Source organism: Cupriavidus sp. 05N38 (genome assembly GCF_056397345.1).
This window is the reverse complement of the sequence record NZ_JBFTNF010000055.1, coordinates 32,796-49,192: the sequence shown is the minus strand read 5'-3', so window position 1 is coordinate 49,192 and position 16,397 is coordinate 32,796. Positions and strand designations below refer to the sequence as shown.

Here is a 16,397-nt window from a genome sequence, read left to right as displayed (position 1 = left end):
GCGTAGTACCACGCATGCGAGCGTGGTGCGCAGCAGCCGTCCGGTTGCCGAGCCCGGCAATCCGCTGCATATCGCCGCGCCCATGCCGGGCTCGATCGTGACGGTGGCGGTCCAGCCAGGACAGCGCGTGGCGGCGGGTACGACGCTGATGGCGCTGGAGGCGATGAAGATGGAAACCCACATCACCGCGGATCGCGACTGCGAGATTGCCGCAGTGCATGTGAAGCAGGGTGACCGCGTGGCCGCGAAGGATCTGCTGATCGAGTTGAAGCCGGCGGATTGATATTGGCGTGCTTGCACGGAGACATGCTGTTGCCTCCCGTCCGTCCAGGACGGGAGGGCAAGTTGTGACAAAACGCACATCAGGCCGATTTAGCCCCACTCGCAGCCTCGATAAATAACGTCTTGACGCATCACAACTAGTTCTCAAATCGCCGACGGATGCCGCGCCAGCGGCGTGACCTGTATGGTCATGTAGGGAAACAGCGGCAGCGAAGACAGCAGTTCGTGCAGTTCATCGTTGCTTCCCACATCGAAGATGCTGACGTTGGCATAGCGGCCGGTCACGCGCCACAGGTGGGGCCACTTGCCAGACTTCTGGATCTCGATGGCGCGCGCCTTCTCGGCAGCCTTGATGGCCTCGGCGCGCTCCGCCGCGAGCGAGTCGGGGATCTTCACGTCCATCTGTACGCAGTAAAGCATGGTGTCTCCTTGTTTGTTGAAAGTGGGGTGGACGGGCCTTCAGCCCGCGCTGTCGTCACCGGTGACAGGCGTTGTGCGGAAAGGCTTGAGGCGGCCGATAAACGTCTTGCCATGCTCGAACCAGGCTTTGCGGACGTCCGACGCCAGGTAGGTCTCGTAGGCAGCTTCGTTCTCGAACCAGCATTCGCCGATGGCGTCGACGTGGCCGATGTCGAAGAAGGGCACATGGGTATCGGTGGGCTGCGCGGCGACGAGGCGGACCTCATATTTGTGCAGGCCCGGCACATCGTGCGACATCTCGTAGTGGCGCAGGCATTCCGCGCGGAAGGTCTTGTCGGACATGCCTTCTGGCTTGACCAGCAGGTACAGCAGGCGAATCATGTTGGCTCCTCTCGGTTTGGGGTTGGCTCAGTCGTGTTTATGCGCTCCTTGCCGGGAGCGCGCTGCGTGTCAGGTATGCGCCTGCGCCGGTGCGGCCAGCGGTGCCGCTGCATGGCGCTCGTCCTCTTCGCCGATGCTCTCGATGGCAATGCCGCGCGTCTCGGGCAATAGCAGTATGCCGAACACTGCGAAGGCATAGGCCACCAGACAGAAGGTGCCCATGGCATTGGCGAGGCCGATATGGGTGGACAGCACGCCGACGCCGACGACGGAGCCCGCTCCCACCGACTTGCCTACGTTATAGGCGAATCCCATGCAGGTGGTGCGCACATGGGTGGGGAACAGTTCGCTGAGAAAGGGCCCGAGCGCGGCGAACATGCCGATTGCGGAGAAGCCGACCAGGAAGCCCAGGATGGTGGCCATCGTGGTATTCAGCGGCAGCAGCATATAGCTGACGGTGACGATCCATGCGCAGATGGAGAGCAGGATCAGCGTGGGGCGCCGGCCGATCCGGTCGCAAAGGTCGGCCGCCACCGCGAAGCCGCAGAAGGAGCCGAAGGCCATGATGAAGACGGTCACGATCATCGATGTGGCTGCGACCCCGCGCTGGTTAAGCAGGGACGGCAACCAGACCAGGATGGCGTAGCAGCCGGCCTGCAGCCCGATTACCAGGATGCTCGACAGGACCAGTGAACGCCCGTATTTGCGGTTGAACACCGATGCCAGCGTGGCACGCGGTGCGTGGCTCTGCCGGGCGCGCTCGAACATCGGCGCGTCCTTGATATGGCGCCGGATGAACAGCACGATCGACGCGGGGATGATGCCGCTCCAGAACGCCACGCGCCATGCCATCTCGTGAGGCAGCCACGCCAGCAGCAGCGTGGCCACGACGACCGCCAGCGCCCAGCCCAGCGCGAAGCCGGATTGCACGTAGCCCATGGCCTTGCCCCGGTGCTTCGGGTCGATCACTTCCGCCATCAGCGCCGCGCCGACCGCCCATTCACCGCCAAAGCCCAGGCCCTGGAGCGTACGGGCGACCACGAGTTGCTGATACGTCTGGGCGAAGCCGGCGAGCACGCCGAAGCACGTGAACCAGATGATCGCCAGCACCAGGATGCGCGCGCGGCCGTAGCGGTCGCTGAGGATGCCGGCACCCCAGCCGCCAACGGCGGTAACGATGAGCGCCACGGTCCCAAGCACGCCGACTTCCGCCTTGGTCAGCCCCCACGCAAGCGTCAGGGCAGGCAGCAGGAAGCTGAACATCTGCATGTCGAAGGAATCCAGCGCCCAGCCCGAATAGCAGGCCCAGAACGTCTTCTTCTGCTGGGGTGTCCCAGTCTTGTACCAAGCTAGCATGGTTGTCTCCTGTTTGTGTCTCGTTCTTTGTCAGTGTTGTGCCACCGCGTTCCGAGGCATCGCTGCCTCGAGCGCCGGCCTTTCCGGCGGATATCAGGCAGGCTCTGCCATGGCGAGGGTGGTGAAGTCGAGCGCTACGTCTGTGACTGACTGGAGGGCCTGCGGCGACATGTCACCGATGATCTCGATGACCGAGACGCCTTGTGGCCCGATGGCAAAGGTGCCGAGTTCGGTGTAGATGCGGCTTACGCAGGCGAGGCCCGTCAGCGGATAGCTGCATTGGTGGCGCAGCTTGCTGGCCCCGTCCTTGGTCATGTGGTCCATCATGACGAACACGCGCCTGGCGCCGATGGCCAGGTCCATGGCGCCGCCCACGGCCGGAATGGCATCGGGCGCCCCGGTGTGCCAGTTGGCCAGGTCGCCGCGCTCCGATACCTGGAAGGCGCCGAGCACGCAGATGTCGAGATGGCCGCCGCGCATCATGCCGAAGGCGTCGGCATGATGGAAAAAGGCCGCGCCTTTCTCCAGCCGGATCGCCTCCTTTCCCGCATTGATCAGGTCCCAGTCTTCCTGTCCCGGCTCCGCTGCCGACCATTGCCCGAGTACGCCGTTCTCGCTGTGCAGGATGACTTCGCGGTGGCGGGGCAGGTGGTTGGCCACCAGGGTCGGCAGGCCGATGCCGAGGTTCACATAAGAGCCGTTGGGGATATCCCGCGCCACGCGCGCGGCCAGAAGGTTCTTTGCCACTTGGTCCATGGTGTTCAACTCGCTTGCAAGAGTGCCGCTTGCGTGCCGGCGTTGTCGCGCAGCACTACGCGGCTGACGAAGATCCCGGGGGTCACGATGGCTTCCGGGTCCATCTCGCCCAGCTCGCAGACCCGCGTTACCGCGGCGATGGTCTGGCTTGCCGCCATCGCCATGACGGGCGCGAAGTTGCGCGCGGTCTTGTTGTAGACGAGGTTGCCCCAGCGGTCGGCCGCCGCGGCGTTGATCAGCGCGACGTCGACGTGGATGGGGTACTCGAGCACGTAGCCGCGTCCGTCGATCTGGCGTGTCTCCTTGCCTTCAGCCAGCAGCGTGCCGAAGCCCGTTGGCGTGTAGAAGGCGCCGATGCCGCTGCCGGCGGCGCGCAGGCGCTCTGCCAGCGTGCCCTGTGGCACGACTTCCAGCTCGATCTGGCCGGCGCGGTACAGTGCTTCGAAGACGTAGGCATCGCGCTGGCGCGGGAACGAGCACACCAGCTTGCGTACCCGGCGGGTCTTGAGGAGTGCGGCCAGCCCGTGGTCGCCGTTGCCGGCGTTGTTGCTGACTACCGTGAGATCCGTGGCGCCCTGTTCGATCAGGGCGTCGATCAGTGCATCGGGCATGCCGGCGCCGCCGAATCCGCCGATCGCGATGGTGGCGCCGTCGTGGACATCGTCCACGGCTTCGCGCGCCGTTCTGTAGAGCTTATCGATCATGTCTCGCTTCATTGTTGTTTGGCGAGACTAGGTTGCCATGCAGTCGGCGGCCTAACAATTTCGGGTTCTGCAAGCTGCCTTAGCGCTGGCTTAAGGCGTGGCGAAGCGGGGCGACTGCACGCCCGGTTGCGTGTTGAGAAGGGCTGCGTTGTCAGAGTCCCTGCTTCGAAGCGCGGGCGACACCGCGCCCCGCTAGCCAGTTTCGGGGCGGAGATCGAGCGGGGGCAGGTGCAAGCAGGGAAGGGCGCGAGCTAGCTGGCGATGCCGCCCGGTGCGTAGCGGCCGATCAGCCGGTTGGCGAACTCACGGGCGAAGCTGGACAGGCCTTCCAGGTCTCGTGCGCAAACCTGGAAGGTGCGTATGGCCCAGTCATCGCGCAGGTTACAGGCTCCGATCGGCTGCTCGCCCTTGAGGCGCGCGAACGCGGCCTTTGGCATGATGGCGATGCCGGCCCCGGCGGAGACCATGCGGCAGATGGCATCGTAACTGGCCACATGCACCCGGATGGTCATGGGCTTGTGCAGCGCGCCGGCAGCACGCATCATGAACATCTGGAAGGCACTGCCTTCGAGCAGCGCGACGAAGGCGTACTCCAGCAACTGCTCGAACCAGACCTCGCGTTGCGCGAGCAGCGGATGGCCGAGCGGCGCGACCAGAATCAGTGCGCTTTTGACGAAGGGCACCGCTTGCAGGCCCGCGGTGGGCACATTGCCGGAGATGATGCCGAGATCGGTGGCGCCTTCGCGCACCAGGCGGACGATGTCGTCGCTCAGGCGCTCGCGCACGTCGATGCGCACGTCCGGGTGGCTGGCGAGGTAGTCGCCGATCACCGGGGGCAGGTACTCGGTGATGGCCGTGGTGTTGGCTACCAGCTTGAGCTGCCCCGAAAGGCCCGCGGTAAACGGCTGGAGATTGCCTGTGAGCCGCTCTAGCTCGGCGAGCACGACGCGGGCGTGCTGGAGATAAACCTCGCCGGCCGCTGTCAGCGATACGCCCTGGGGCGAGCGCTCCAGCAAGCGCACGCCCAGCGTGTCTTCGAGATTCTTGATGCGGTTGCTGACCGCCGGCACGGAGAGGAAGGAGCGCTCCGCACCACGGGTGAGGCTTCGTGTTTCCGCTACATTGACAAAGAGGCGGAAATCGGTGATGTCGAAGGGAACGGCCATGCTGCTGGACTCGCGGCAAACTGGGTGTGCCACGATCATACCCGTGACGGCGGGAAGGCACGCGGCGGGCAAGCGGCCGCCCCGTAGCTACCAGGTGGCCGGCTCGAAGCGGAAGCCCGCGCCCTGGCGCCTGACATAGCCACAGTAGGGCTCGCCGAAATGCACCGGCAGGATGAGCGCCTCGCGGTCGGCGGCCTGGTTGAGGAAGGCCAGGCGCGTACTGCGCGCCAGGTCCGGGCGGATGCAGTAGCCGGAATTCACGTCAGGGCGCACGATTTGCAGCGGGCTGTGCAGGATATCGCCGCAGAAGATCGCTTCCTCGCCCCGCGAGCGGATGCGGAACGCGACCTGGCCGGGGCTGTGCCCCTCGGCGGGCTCGACCTGCAGGCAGCCGGCGATCTCCTGCCCGGGCACCATCATTTCCGCCAGACCTTCCGTGACCACTGGCATGACGCTGTCAAAAAAGGACTCGCCAAACACGTCCACCACACCCGGCTCCTTGTTGCGGCCCTCGTCGCAGAAGACGAAGTCATCCTTGGGGATGTAATAGCGCGCATTGGGGAAGGTTGGCACCCAGCGGTTGTCCTGCCAGGTGGTGTTCCAGCCGACGTGGTCCGCGTGAAGGTGCGTCATCACCACATGGGTGACCTTCTCCGGCGGCGCGCCGGCGGCGATCATCCACTCGCGCACCAGCGTGTTGAGCATATTCATGCGCGCAATGCCGGCGCGCGGCTTGAAGTTGCCCACGCCGGTATCGACCACGATGATGTCGTCGCCGGCGTGCACCACCCAGAACTGGATCGTCACGATCAGCTTGTTCATGTGCGGTATCCAATGGTGCGGCGCCATCAGGCCGGCATTGGCGTCGAGCACGGCGCGGTCGATGTCCGGAAAGAGGAAGGCGGGGTCGTGCGTCGGTCCCGCGTATTCGAGGATGCGGGTGATCTTCAGGTCGCCGACGGTGCGCGATTGCATCATGTGCCTTGTCTCCGTTTGGTCTTGCGGCCCCTCCCGGGGTGGGGCGCTTGCGGTATCGCCAACTTTTGCATTGGCAGGCGTCGAGCATCGGCTATCTTCAGCGCCTCGCCAATTTCGCATTCCAAAAGAGGGGTTTCAGGTAGCTTCATGTGCCGGAACAGTGGCAGCGGCGACAGCAGATTCGTGCGTGAGCGAGGACAGCGGGTTGCCCAACTGCAGGACCGCGCACGGGATCAGACACTTGACCTCTGGGCGGTGACCTTTGTCCGCCCTGGCCGTCCTAGTCTTTCCTTGCCAAATGTCTTAGCAAGGCCGCGTTGAATCGTTCCGGCTGATCGATATTCGGCAAGTGGCCCGCCCCTTCGATCAGGTCGAGCCGGCTTCCCTGGATCATCGTCTGGATTGCCTTGTTGGCTTCCGGCAGTACCCCATCATTCGCGCCGACCAGCAGGGTGGTGCAGGTGCGGATTCCGGCGAGCGCCGGCAGGTAGTTCAGTTGCTGGATGGCCCGGGCGCAGCCTGCAAAGCCGGTCACTGAGGTTGAAGCCGCAATGGCGCGTAGCCGCGCCGCGGTCTCTGGTTCCCGGGTCAGGAACGGAAGGCCGAACCAGCGCTCAAGGGTGCCATCGGCCAATGCGGCGCAACCGCCTGCGCGGGCCTGCTCGATGCGCGCATCCCACGGCGCGGCGACTTCCGGCGGTGCATCGGCGCGGGCATCGCACAGGCACAGGCTGAGCAGGCGCTCGGCGTGGTGCAGGCCAAGGCCGAAGCCGATCATGCCGCCAAGTGACAAGCCCACGTAGTGGACTTGTTCCAGGTCCAGTGTATCCAGGACTGCCACGGTATCGGCCACCAGGTCGTCCATGCTGGCCGGCGCGGTGTCGACGGTCGAGTCGCCGTGGCCGCGGATGTCGGCGCGAACGACCTGCCAGCCGCGGCTGGCGAGCAGTGCTGCCTGGGCGTCCCACATGGCGTGGCTGGAAAGGATCGAATGGCTGAGAAAGACCGCCGGCGCGCGGGGGTCGCCTGCGCGCACGACATGAAGGCGACCGCGCCCGGACAGCGCAACGGTGGTGATGCGGGGGGTGAAGTCAGGCATCGTGCTCTCCTCAATAGCCGGCGAAGAACTCGGCAACCACTTGTTCGGGCGGCACGCCGCAGGCGTCCAGCGAGTCTTGCAGCGCACCCACCATCGCGGTCGGCCCGACCACGTAGTAGATGCTGTCCTGCCAGTCCGCCACGTCGGCACGGATGCGCCCGGCGTCAATGAAGCCGCCGCGCGTGCGCACCTTCGCGTGCGCAGCGTCGTGTTCGCCACAGCCTTCGCTGCTTTCGCTGCTTTCGCTGAACACATGCACCACTTCGAAGTTCTCCAGTTCGGCCGTCAGGGCGTCCAGTTCTTCGCGCCAGGCCACGCTAGCCGGCGAGCGGTTGCCGTACAGCAGGGTGACCCGGCGCGCAGCACCTGCGCCGTTGCGCTGCAGGTGCCGCAGCATGCTGTAGAACGGCGTAATGCCGATGCCGCCGGCCACCATGACTACCGGTCGCTGGTCGTCTTGCAGGACAAAGTCGCCCATCGCCGGACTGATCAGCACCGATGACGCGCCTGGCTGGCCTTGCCCGAGATGGCGCTTGAACGCCGAATCGCGCATCCGCATCGCCACCGTGAGATGGCCGTCGTGCGGGGCGCTGGCGATGGAGAGCATGCGTTCGCCATCGTCTTCCTCGGTGGGCGTGAAGCCCGGAATCTGCACGCTGAGGAACTGGCCGGCTTCAAACTCGAAGCCGGGCGGGCGTTCGAGGTCGAAGGCGACGGTATGTTCGGCGATGGTGCGGGTGGCGAGGATACGGGCGGTGAAGGTTTCGGAATCCGACATGGGAGTCTCCATAAGGCGGTGAAAGTCTGGCGCGGGCACTCAGCGCGTCGTGCCCGTGTTGTGCAGGTCGGCAATGGTCAGGCGCGGGGTCAGCGCCTGCTGGTCGGTGCGCAACTCGATGAGCGCGGGCCGTCCCGCCTGCACCGCGCGATCCCAGGCGGCGGCGAAATCGGCGGTGCGTTCCACCACCTCGCCGTGACCGCCGTAGGACTCGGCAAGCCGCGCGAAGTCGGGATTGCACAGGTCGGTGCCGCACACGCGGCGTGGATAGTGGCGCTCCTGGTGCATGCGGATGCTGCCGTACATGCCGTTGTTGACCACCACGACAATGACGTTGGCGCCGTATTGCATGGCGGTGGCGAACTCCTGGCCGTTCATCAGGAAGCAGCCGTCGCCGGCAAAGCAGACCACGGTGCGGCCGGGATGGCGCAGTTTGGCGGCAATGGCGGCGGGCAGGCCGTAGCCCATCGTGCCGCTGGTCGGCGCAAGCTGGGTGTTGAGGCCGCGGTACGGGTAGAAGCGCTGGACCCACAGGGTGTAGTTGCCGGCGCCGTTGGTCAGGATGCTGTCGGCGGGCAGCCGCTCGCGCAGCCACGCCATGATCTCGCTGAGGTTGACTTCGCCGGGCATGGCGGTGGGACGCAGGAAGTCCCGGTAGTCGGCATTGGCGGCCTCGGTCCAGGCCTGCCAGCAGGGCGCCGCCGCTGGGGCGGGCAGCGCGCGCGCCGCGCGGGCGAAGGCCGGCATGGTGGCGTTGATCGGCAGCTCCGGCCAGTACACACGGCCCAGTTCATCCGGATCGGCGTGGACGTGCACCAGCGTCTGCGCGGGGCGCGGCACCTGCAACAGCGTGTAGCCGTTCGTGCTGGTCTCGCCCAGGCGGGCGCCCACGGACAGGATCAGGTCGGCTTCGGTGATCCGGCGCGCCAGGGCGGGGTTCATGCCCAGTCCCGCTTCGCCGGCGTAACGCGGGCTACGGTTGTCGAACAGGCCCTGGCGGCGGAACCCGCAAATGACGGGCAGCGCGTGGCGCTCGCTGAAGGCCGCGATGTCGGCGTACGCCTGTTCGGTCCAACCGCCGCCGCCCAGCACCATCAGAGGATGGCGCGCCCCGGCCAGCAGTTCCTGCAGTCGCGTCATCGCATCGGCATCCGGGCACGCCTGGGCAGGCCTGGCCGGCGGGCAGTCGGCCACGCAGGCAACTTCTTCCAGCATGTCTTCGGGCAGGGCCAGCACGACCGGACCGGGGCGGCCCGACATGGCGACATGGTAGGCGCGGCTTACCAGTTCCGGGATGCGTGCGGGCGAGTCGATCTCGTCCACCCACTTGGCCATGTGGCCGAACATGTGGCGGAACTCGATCTCTTGCCATGCCTCGCGCCCGCGATGGCCGCGCGCGGCCTGGCCGACGAACAGGATCAGCGGCGTGGAGTCCTGGCTGGCGGTATGCACGCCGATGCTGGCATTGGTCGCGCCCGGCCCACGTGTCACGAAGCAGATGCCGGGGCGTCCGGTGAGCTTGCCGTAGGCCTCGGCCATGTGGGCGGCACCGCCTTCCTGCCGGCAGACGACCAGTTGCAGGCGCGCGCGCGCATCATGCATGGCGTCGAGGGCCGCGAGAAAGCTTTCGCCGGGCACGCAGAAAGCGGTGTCGCAACCCTGGGCGAGCAGGGCGTCGATAAGGATCTGGCCGCCGGTGCGGTCTTTGAGGTCAGGCTGCATGGGGAAGCTCCGCATGTTCGTGTCGATGAGTGGCCATAGAGGCTGCGCTGGCCAGCATGGCGGGGGCGCCGATGGCGCACAGATAGGACGGGTCGAGCGCCGCGACGTCGGGGCAGCCGAGCAGCGCGAGATTGACATCGATCTCGCGCTTGAGCACTTCCAGCGCCTCCTGCGCCAGGGCGCGCCCACCCGTCGCCAGTCCATAGAGCAGCGGGCGGCCGCAGAACGCCGCGTCGGCACCCAGGGCCAGGGCCTTGAGCACGTCGGTGCCGCGCCGGATGCCACCATCCAGGATCAGCTTCAGGCCGCTGCCGGCCACGGCGTGGGCGATGGCCGGCAGGGCGTCCAGCGGCGCAAGCGCGCCGTCGAGCTGTCGCCCACCGTGGTTGGAGACAAAGATGCCGTCGGCGCCGGCTCGCAGTGCGGCCAGTGCATCCTCCGGGCGCAGGATGCCCTTGAGCAGCAGCGTGCCCGGCCAAGCCTTGCGGATATGGCGGATGTGCTCCCACGTGAGAGCTGCCCGGCCTGCACGGTGGTCCCCCTTCATGGCGGTCACGATGGGGCCGCCGCGCGTGGCGGCGAAGTTCTCGAAGTGAGGCACGCCGTGTTGCAGCAGCGTCCGGGCGAAGGTTCCCGCCAGCCAGCGCGGGCGTGCGAGACCGCCCAGGATCAGGCGCGGGCTGGGCCGCAGGGGCAGGCTGAAGCCGTTGCGGATCTCGTTCTCCCGGGTGGACGCAATCGGTACGTCGACGGTCACGACCAGCACACGAACCGCAGCCCGGCGCAGCCGCTCCAGCAGGGGATCGATCACCTCCGTGCGCGCCGGCAGGTAGGCCTGGTACCACATGTCCGGGTTGACCTTCGCCACCCTCTCCAACGGCGTGGTCGAGGCCGCGCTAAGCACGAACGGCACGTTCGCGAGCCGCGCCGCGGCGGCCAGCGCGCAGTCGGCGTCGAAGCCGCATAGTACGCTGGCGCCCATGGGGCTGATACCGAGCGGCGCGGCAAAGCGCGTGCCGAACAGCTCTGCGGACTGCGAGCGCGCCGACACATCGACCAGCGGCCGTGTCAGGAACCGCCAACGGGCGAACGCTGCGCGGTTGCCGTCCAGGGAACTGCCGTCCTCGCTGCCGCCACTGACGTAGCCGAAGACGCTGGCCGGCAGGCGCCGCCGCGCGGCACGCTCCAGATCGGCCAGCGAGAGTATCCGTGGTGCGCTCATCGCGTCGTCTCCAGGACTGCCATGTCTGTCATTCCGCCGAGATCCGGTTGTCGCGGATGACTTTTTCCCAAAGCCGGGACTGCGCCTGGAAGAAGGTCTTGAAATCGGCGACCGAACCGCCCATCGGCATGACGCCCTGCTGGGTGAACACCTGCCTGACGTCGTCCGACTGCAGTGCCTTGTTGAGTTCCGCATTCAGTCGGGTCACGATCGCCTGCGGGGTGCCGGCGGGCGCCGCCAGCCCGTACCAGACCGAGACATTGAAGCCGGGGTATCCCTGTTCCGCCACCGTCGGCACCTCTGGCGTCAGCGGCGAGCGCTGGGGGCTGGTCACCGCCAGCGCGCGCATCTTGCCCGCACGCAGGTGGGGCAGCACGTTGGGCGTGTTGTCGAACATCACGTCAACCTGGCCTCCCAGCAGGTCGCTCACCATGGGCGAGCTGCCCTTGTAGGGGATCTGCTGCATATCTGTGGACGTGAGGCTCTTGAAGTACTCCATCGTCAGGTGGTTGGAGGTGCCGTTGCCCGCGGTGGCGTAGTTGACCTTGCCCGGCGTGGCCTTGACCCTGTCCACGAGCTCACGCATCGATCTGTAGGGTGAGTCCTTGCGCACGACAAGCAGGTTCGGGGTTTGGGCGCCAAGGATGATCGGGGCGAAGTCGCGGTCCGCGTTGTAGGCGAGCTTCCTGTAGAGATACTGGTTCACCACGAGCGGAAAGCCGACCACCGTCAGGGTGTAGCCGTCTGGCGCGGCCCGTGCGCCGAACTCCGTGCCGACGATGGTGCCGGCACCGGGCCGGTTCTCCACCACCACGGGCTGCCCGAGGGCGGCGTGCAGCTTGCGGGAGAAGACGCGCGCCATGGTGTCGTTGAAGCCGCCGGGGGTGTACGGCACGACGATGGTAATGGGCTTGGACGGATAACTGTCAGGCTGGGCATGCGCGCCAGCGGCGATCAGCGCGCCGAGGGCAAGCGTCAGGATGCGGGGGATGGGTTTCATGGCGGTTGTCTCCTGGAGTCTGTTCTGGCGCGCGCTCGGGAGGCGCGTCGTGGCTAAGTCAACCTGGCATCCGGATCGTGCCGACGCTGTGGTAGATGTGCTTGATCTCGACGAAGTCGATGAGGGCGTCATAGCCATGCAGGCGGCCGATGCCGCTGCGCCGGTAGCCGCCGGTCTCGGCCTCCGCGAACAGCTTGTTGTGGTCGTTCAGCCAGACCGTCCCGTTGCGCAATGCACGGGCGACACGCCATGCGCGCGCGCCGTCGTGCGTCCAGACGCTGGCGGACAGGCCGAACTCGGTATGGTTGGCGCGGGCCACGGCCTCGGCCTCGTCGTCGAAGCGCTCCAGCACAACGAAGGGGCCGAAGATTTCCTCTTGCACGAAGAAGGCGCTGGTGTCGCGTTGCGCGACCAGGGCAGGGCTGACGAAGTGCCCCGCGGACAGCGCACCGCCCAGCGGGCCGCCGCGCACGATGACCTCGTCGGCGGCATCCATCGCGGCCGCCATCTGGTTGGCCACATGGGTGGCTGCAGCGCGGTCGATCAGGGGGCCCATCGCGGCGCCCGAGGCCAAGCCGGGCCCGATCTCGAGCGATTGCAGCGCCTGCGCCAGGGCCTGCTTCATCTCGTCGTAGCGCGAGCCGTGCACCAGCACGCGGCGTGCTGCCGTGCACTGCTGGCCGGAAATCACCGTGGCCGCCCGTGCCAGCTGAGGGGCGACGCTGGCGATGTCGGCATCCTCGAACACGAGGCAGCAGGACTTCCCGCCCAGTTCCAGCGACAGTTTTTTCATGGTGGACGCGGCATCGGCCATGATGCGCTGGCCCACGGCGTTGGAACCGGTAAAGCTGATGACGTCCACCTCGGGCGAGGCGACCAGGCAGCGGGCCACCGCGCTGCCCGTCTCGTTGACCTGGTTGACGACGCCTGGCGGCAGCGCCTCGTCCGCGTGCAAGGCACGGAGGATTTCGGTCGAGATCAGCGCGGTCTGGGCGGCGGGTTTGATCACGCAGGTGCAGCCGGCCGCCAGCGCGGGTGCCAGTGCGCGCACAAGGAGCACGACCGGGGCATTCCACGGAATGATCAGGCCAGCCACGCCGGCAGGCTCTTTCAGCATGGTGGAGAACACGCCCGGCTCGACTTCCAGCGCATGGCCGGGGATATGCCGTGCCAGGCCGGCGTAGTAGCGGATCTCCGAGACCGCGCCGGCGATCTCGGCGCGGGCCTGCGCCAGGACCTTGCCGTTCTCGCGCGTCAGCAGGTTGGCCAGCGCCTCCGCGCGTGCTTCGACGCGGTCGGCCCAGCGCAGCATCACCATCTGGCGCAAGCGCGGATTCTGGGACCAGCCCGGCTTCTCGAAAGCTTCCCGGGCGGCCGCGATGGCGGCACGCGCATCGGTCTCGCCACTGTCTGCCAGGTGGCCGAGCGAGGTGCCGTCGGCGGGATTGAGACTAACGGCCGTGGCGCCGCAGGCAGCAGGCTGCCATTGGCCGCCAATCAGGTTGGGGGCTTGAAAGTCGCTCATTGTGGGTAGCGAAAATTAGAAAGGCTGGGATGAACGTTGCCACCCGCCCGCGCGAAATGCGCGAAACGGCGGGAGGGGACGATGCCGGGAAGCCGTGCGCTCGGGGCTAGCGCACGAGTTCGCGGTTACTGAGCAGGGATGTGTGCATCCGCGACCACGCGTTTCCACAGCACCATCTGGTGGCCGATGAAGGCCTGGAACTGGGCCGGGCTACCGCCGTCGACGGCTACACCGTGCGTCGCGAACTGCTTCTGGATTTCCGGGCGCCGGAGGATGGCATTGATGTCGGCGTTGAGCTTGTCGACGATCGCTTGCGGCGTGCCCGTGCGCACCATGAAGCCATGCCACGACGACACGTCGTATCCCGGCACGCCGCTCTCGGCCACGGTCGGGATGTCCGGCATCAGGCTCGAGCGGTTCGCATCGGCGATGGCGATAGGCCGCAGCTTGCCCGACTGGATGAACGGCAGGGCATGCGGCAGGGCGTCGAACGCGACTTCCACCTGTCCGCCCGCGAGATCCGTCAGCATTGGCGTGCTGCCTTTGTAAGGCACCTGGTTCATTTCGACCTTCGCCATCCGCGCAAAGTACGCCATGGCGAGGTGATTGGACGAACCGCTGCCCGAGGAGCCGTACGGCAGGTTGCCGTGTGCCGCGCGGGCTGCGCTCAGCAGGTCATTGACGGAGCGCACCTTGGAGCCGGCGTTGACGACCAGCAGCATCGGCGAATGGCCGGCGAGTACGACCGGCGTGAAGTCCCGCATGCTGTCGTAGGGCAGCTTCTGGTACAGCCAGGGGTTGGCGGCGAAGGGGAATTGCGCCACCAGCACCGTGAGACCGTCGGCCGGGGCGCGGGCCACTGCCTGTGTACCCAGGATCGTGCCGGCTCCCGGCTTGTTGTCGACGATGACCGGCTTGCCCCAGGTCCTCGACAGTTCGTTGGCGACGACGCGGCCCAGGGTATCGTTGAAACCGCCTGGCGGGTAGGGGACGACGATACGCACGGTGCTCGCCGGATAGCTGGCGGGGGCGTCCGCTGCGGTGGCGCGCCCGTTCAGGGCGAGCGCGCCGAACATGAGGCAGGTGGCGATGCGGAAGGGGCGGGTAAAGCGCATGGGGTTGTCTCCAGTCGATCTTGTCTTGTCTTGTCTGTTGGCGCGTCGCCGCGCGCTGGCGCGGCCTGCGTCGTGGAACCGATGCCGCGCTGTCTGCCCGTGGGATCCGGCATGTTGTGAATCGATTCTAGATCCAACCTAATATCACGTCAAATAATCATGTATGATGGTGTATATCAATATTAATGATGTGATGATTGGTCGCATTCTTGGGCAATATGGCTGGGTGGCGAGGACTGCCGCTCGCCGGGCACATCAGAAATTCTGATTTGAAGCAGGGAAAAATCAGTAGAATTGCCCATCGGCGTGTCAAGGAGAAACGATGGAGTTCCGGCAGATCCAATATTTCGCCTGCTTGTTCGAGGAAGGCAGTGTGACGCGCGCCGCCCGACGGCTCGGCATCGTGCAGCCCGCGCTTAGCATGCAGATCGGCAAGCTGGAGCAGGAGCTGGGCCAGAAGCTGTTCGAGCGGAGTACGCAGGGCATGGTGCCGACCGCTTCCGGTCTGCAGATGTACCGCCTGTTCCAGCCAGTGCTGCAGGACTTTGCCAGCGCCCAGGAGGCGATCCTGCGCGTGGACGACGAGCTCAGCGGCCATGTGCGGGTGGGCATGATCGCCTCGATCGCGCAGGGCGTGCTGGCGGGCGCACTGACCGACTTTGCCCAACTGAACCCGCGCGTCACTGTGTCGGTCACCGAGGGCTACAGCAGCGTTCTGACCGACTGGGTGGCGGGTGGCCAGCTCGAGGCCGCCATCATCAACAACCCGCGGCGCGCCTTGCCCTTGCAGATCGAGCCGATCGTTGACGAGGACCTGCTCTTGCTCACCAGTGCCCAGCGCGAATTGTCGCTGCCGCAGCAGACGCCGCTGCGCACGCTGGCCTCGCTGAAGCTGGTCCTGCCGACGCGCCAGCACGGGCTGCGCACGTTGCTCGAGCATTTCGCGCAGAGCGAGAACATGGAACTGTCGCCCGTATTCGAAACCGATTCGCTGAACGCCATCGTGGAACTGGTCGAGTCCTCGCAACTGGCGACGGTGTTGCCCCGTGTCGCCGTGCGCGCCTTGCTGGAGCAGGGGCGGTTGCATGCCCGCACCGTGGTGTCGCCACGGCTGTCGCGGCTGGTCGTGGCGGTGACCAACCCGCGCCGCCCGCTGCCACCGGCAACCGCTGCCTTCGTCGCGCTGCTCACCGAGCGCATCCGCGCGCTGGGCGGCGAACAAGCTAGCTCGTGACGGCGGCGGGCTGCGGGACGGCCTGAGGGGCGGTCTTGGCAGCCACTGCGCGCGCCTCCCAGGAAACGCTGGCGTCTCCACTCAGGAAAGTCTGGCAGGCCATGCGGTAGCCCGCGGCGATATCCGCGTCGTTGAGATGCTTGCGCTCTTTTGGCTTGACGGCGTCGGCATGCTCTACACCGGTCTCGATGCGGCACTTGCACGTCCCGCAGACGCCCCCGCCGCACTTGAACGGGATGCCGCCCTGATGGCGCATCGACGCCCGCAGCAGGTTGCTGTTCTCGGGCACTTCGGCGACCCGTTCCTGATTGCTGAGAAAGGTGATGCGGATCATGCGGGCTCTCCGGTGGCATCCACTGCGCTGCGCTCCAGGCGCACGTCGAGCGTGCCGAAGCTAACCAGTTCGTTCAGCGCGCTGCGCGCCGCTTCCAGCGTGGGGTACTGCGGCAAAAGTCGCGAGGGAACCAGGCTCACGCGTTCGGGCGGACCGCAGTCAACGATGCGGACCTTGACCGGCTGCGCCAGGCTGGCGATCACAAAGCGCGCGCGGCGGCGGCCGTAGAACAGGTAGTCGTAGCTTTCAACCGGCGCCATGCTGCCATCCAGCTCGGTCCGGTAGTGGCCGTCACGGCTTGAGAGAATCACGTACATCAGGGTCT

Annotated in this window: 18 protein-coding genes; 2 read left to right on the top strand and 16 right to left on the bottom strand. The window is 66.5% G+C overall.

Annotated features, from left to right (window positions below; genetic code table 11):
- The coding region (locus tag AC1DK4_RS30440) for a biotin/lipoyl-containing protein (protein WP_477117554.1) at positions 1–283 on the top strand (283 nt) is incomplete at its 5' end.
- Positions 284–426: 143 nt separating this feature from the next.
- Here AC1DK4_RS30440 and catC read toward each other — a convergent pair.
- From catC to AC1DK4_RS30370, 14 genes are all read right to left on the bottom strand, one after another.
- Complete coding sequence (gene catC / locus AC1DK4_RS30435) at positions 427–702, bottom strand: muconolactone Delta-isomerase (protein ID WP_441622370.1); 276 nt, start codon at positions 700–702, stop codon at positions 427–429.
- A 39-nt stretch (positions 703–741) separates the two neighbouring features.
- Positions 742–1,083 carry a 4-carboxymethyl-4-methylbutenolide mutase MmlI gene (gene mmlI, locus AC1DK4_RS30430; protein WP_441622368.1) on the bottom strand — a complete coding sequence of 114 codons (342 nt, stop codon included), beginning with the start codon at positions 1,081–1,083 and terminating at the stop codon, positions 742–744.
- Between the two features lie 69 nt (positions 1,084–1,152).
- Positions 1,153–2,439, bottom strand: coding sequence for an MFS transporter (locus tag AC1DK4_RS30425; protein ID WP_441622367.1), 1,287 nt, complete (start codon positions 2,437–2,439; stop codon positions 1,153–1,155).
- 93 nt (positions 2,440–2,532) lie between these two features.
- Positions 2,533–3,195 (bottom strand): 3-oxoacid CoA-transferase subunit B, encoded by a 663-nt coding sequence (locus AC1DK4_RS30420; RefSeq protein ID WP_441622365.1) that lies wholly within the window; start codon positions 3,193–3,195, stop codon positions 2,533–2,535.
- Positions 3,196–3,200: 5 nt separating this feature from the next.
- A complete protein-coding gene (locus AC1DK4_RS30415; RefSeq protein ID WP_441622363.1) occupies positions 3,201–3,899 on the bottom strand; it encodes a 3-oxoacid CoA-transferase subunit A in 699 nt (232 codons plus the stop codon).
- 251 nt (positions 3,900–4,150) lie between these two features.
- On the bottom strand, positions 4,151–5,065 hold the full coding sequence (locus AC1DK4_RS30410) for a LysR family transcriptional regulator (RefSeq protein ID WP_441622361.1): 915 nt from the start codon (positions 5,063–5,065) through the stop codon (positions 4,151–4,153).
- Between the two features lie 87 nt (positions 5,066–5,152).
- Positions 5,153–6,043, bottom strand: a complete 891-nt coding sequence (locus tag AC1DK4_RS30405; RefSeq protein ID WP_441622359.1) for an MBL fold metallo-hydrolase — start codon at positions 6,041–6,043, stop codon at positions 5,153–5,155.
- A gap of 280 nt (positions 6,044–6,323) precedes the next feature.
- Positions 6,324–7,142: an alpha/beta fold hydrolase gene (locus AC1DK4_RS30400; protein ID WP_441622357.1), complete on the bottom strand. Its 819-nt coding sequence runs from the start codon at positions 7,140–7,142 to the stop codon at positions 6,324–6,326.
- Positions 7,143–7,152: 10 nt separating this feature from the next.
- A complete protein-coding gene (locus tag AC1DK4_RS30395) occupies positions 7,153–7,920 on the bottom strand; it encodes a ferredoxin--NADP reductase (protein ID WP_441622355.1) in 768 nt (255 codons plus the stop codon).
- A gap of 39 nt (positions 7,921–7,959) precedes the next feature.
- Positions 7,960–9,642: a thiamine pyrophosphate-binding protein gene (locus AC1DK4_RS30390; protein ID WP_441622353.1), complete on the bottom strand. Its 1,683-nt coding sequence runs from the start codon at positions 9,640–9,642 to the stop codon at positions 7,960–7,962.
- On the bottom strand, positions 9,632–10,864 hold the full coding sequence (locus tag AC1DK4_RS30385) for an alpha-hydroxy acid oxidase (protein WP_441622351.1): 1,233 nt from the start codon (positions 10,862–10,864) through the stop codon (positions 9,632–9,634). Before AC1DK4_RS30385 ends, AC1DK4_RS30390 begins: the two co-directional genes overlap by 11 nt.
- A gap of 28 nt (positions 10,865–10,892) precedes the next feature.
- Positions 10,893–11,864, bottom strand: a complete 972-nt coding sequence (locus AC1DK4_RS30380; protein ID WP_441622349.1) for a tripartite tricarboxylate transporter substrate binding protein — start codon at positions 11,862–11,864, stop codon at positions 10,893–10,895.
- A 58-nt stretch (positions 11,865–11,922) separates the two neighbouring features.
- The gene (locus tag AC1DK4_RS30375; RefSeq protein WP_441622347.1) at positions 11,923–13,389 is read right to left on the bottom strand and encodes an aldehyde dehydrogenase family protein; all 1,467 of its coding nucleotides are present in this window, start codon (positions 13,387–13,389) and stop codon (positions 11,923–11,925) included.
- 125 nt (positions 13,390–13,514) lie between these two features.
- Positions 13,515–14,504: a tripartite tricarboxylate transporter substrate binding protein gene (locus AC1DK4_RS30370; protein WP_441622345.1), complete on the bottom strand. Its 990-nt coding sequence runs from the start codon at positions 14,502–14,504 to the stop codon at positions 13,515–13,517.
- A 322-nt stretch (positions 14,505–14,826) separates the two neighbouring features.
- Between AC1DK4_RS30370 and AC1DK4_RS30365 the strand changes: the two genes are divergently transcribed.
- Entirely contained in the window at positions 14,827–15,738 is a 912-nt protein-coding gene (locus AC1DK4_RS30365; RefSeq protein ID WP_441622343.1) for a LysR family transcriptional regulator, read from the top strand.
- Here the strand turns inward: AC1DK4_RS30365 and AC1DK4_RS30360 are convergent.
- Both AC1DK4_RS30360 and AC1DK4_RS30355 read right to left on the bottom strand, forming a co-directional pair.
- A complete protein-coding gene (locus AC1DK4_RS30360) occupies positions 15,728–16,072 on the bottom strand; it encodes a 2Fe-2S iron-sulfur cluster-binding protein (RefSeq protein ID WP_441622342.1) in 345 nt (114 codons plus the stop codon). The two genes, AC1DK4_RS30365 and AC1DK4_RS30360, sit on opposite strands and share 11 nt — an antisense overlap.
- Positions 16,069–16,389, bottom strand: coding sequence for a ferredoxin (locus AC1DK4_RS30355; RefSeq protein WP_441622340.1), 321 nt, complete (start codon positions 16,387–16,389; stop codon positions 16,069–16,071). The genes AC1DK4_RS30360 and AC1DK4_RS30355 overlap by 4 nt, the downstream gene beginning before the upstream one ends.
- Positions 16,390–16,397: the final 8 nt, after the last annotated feature.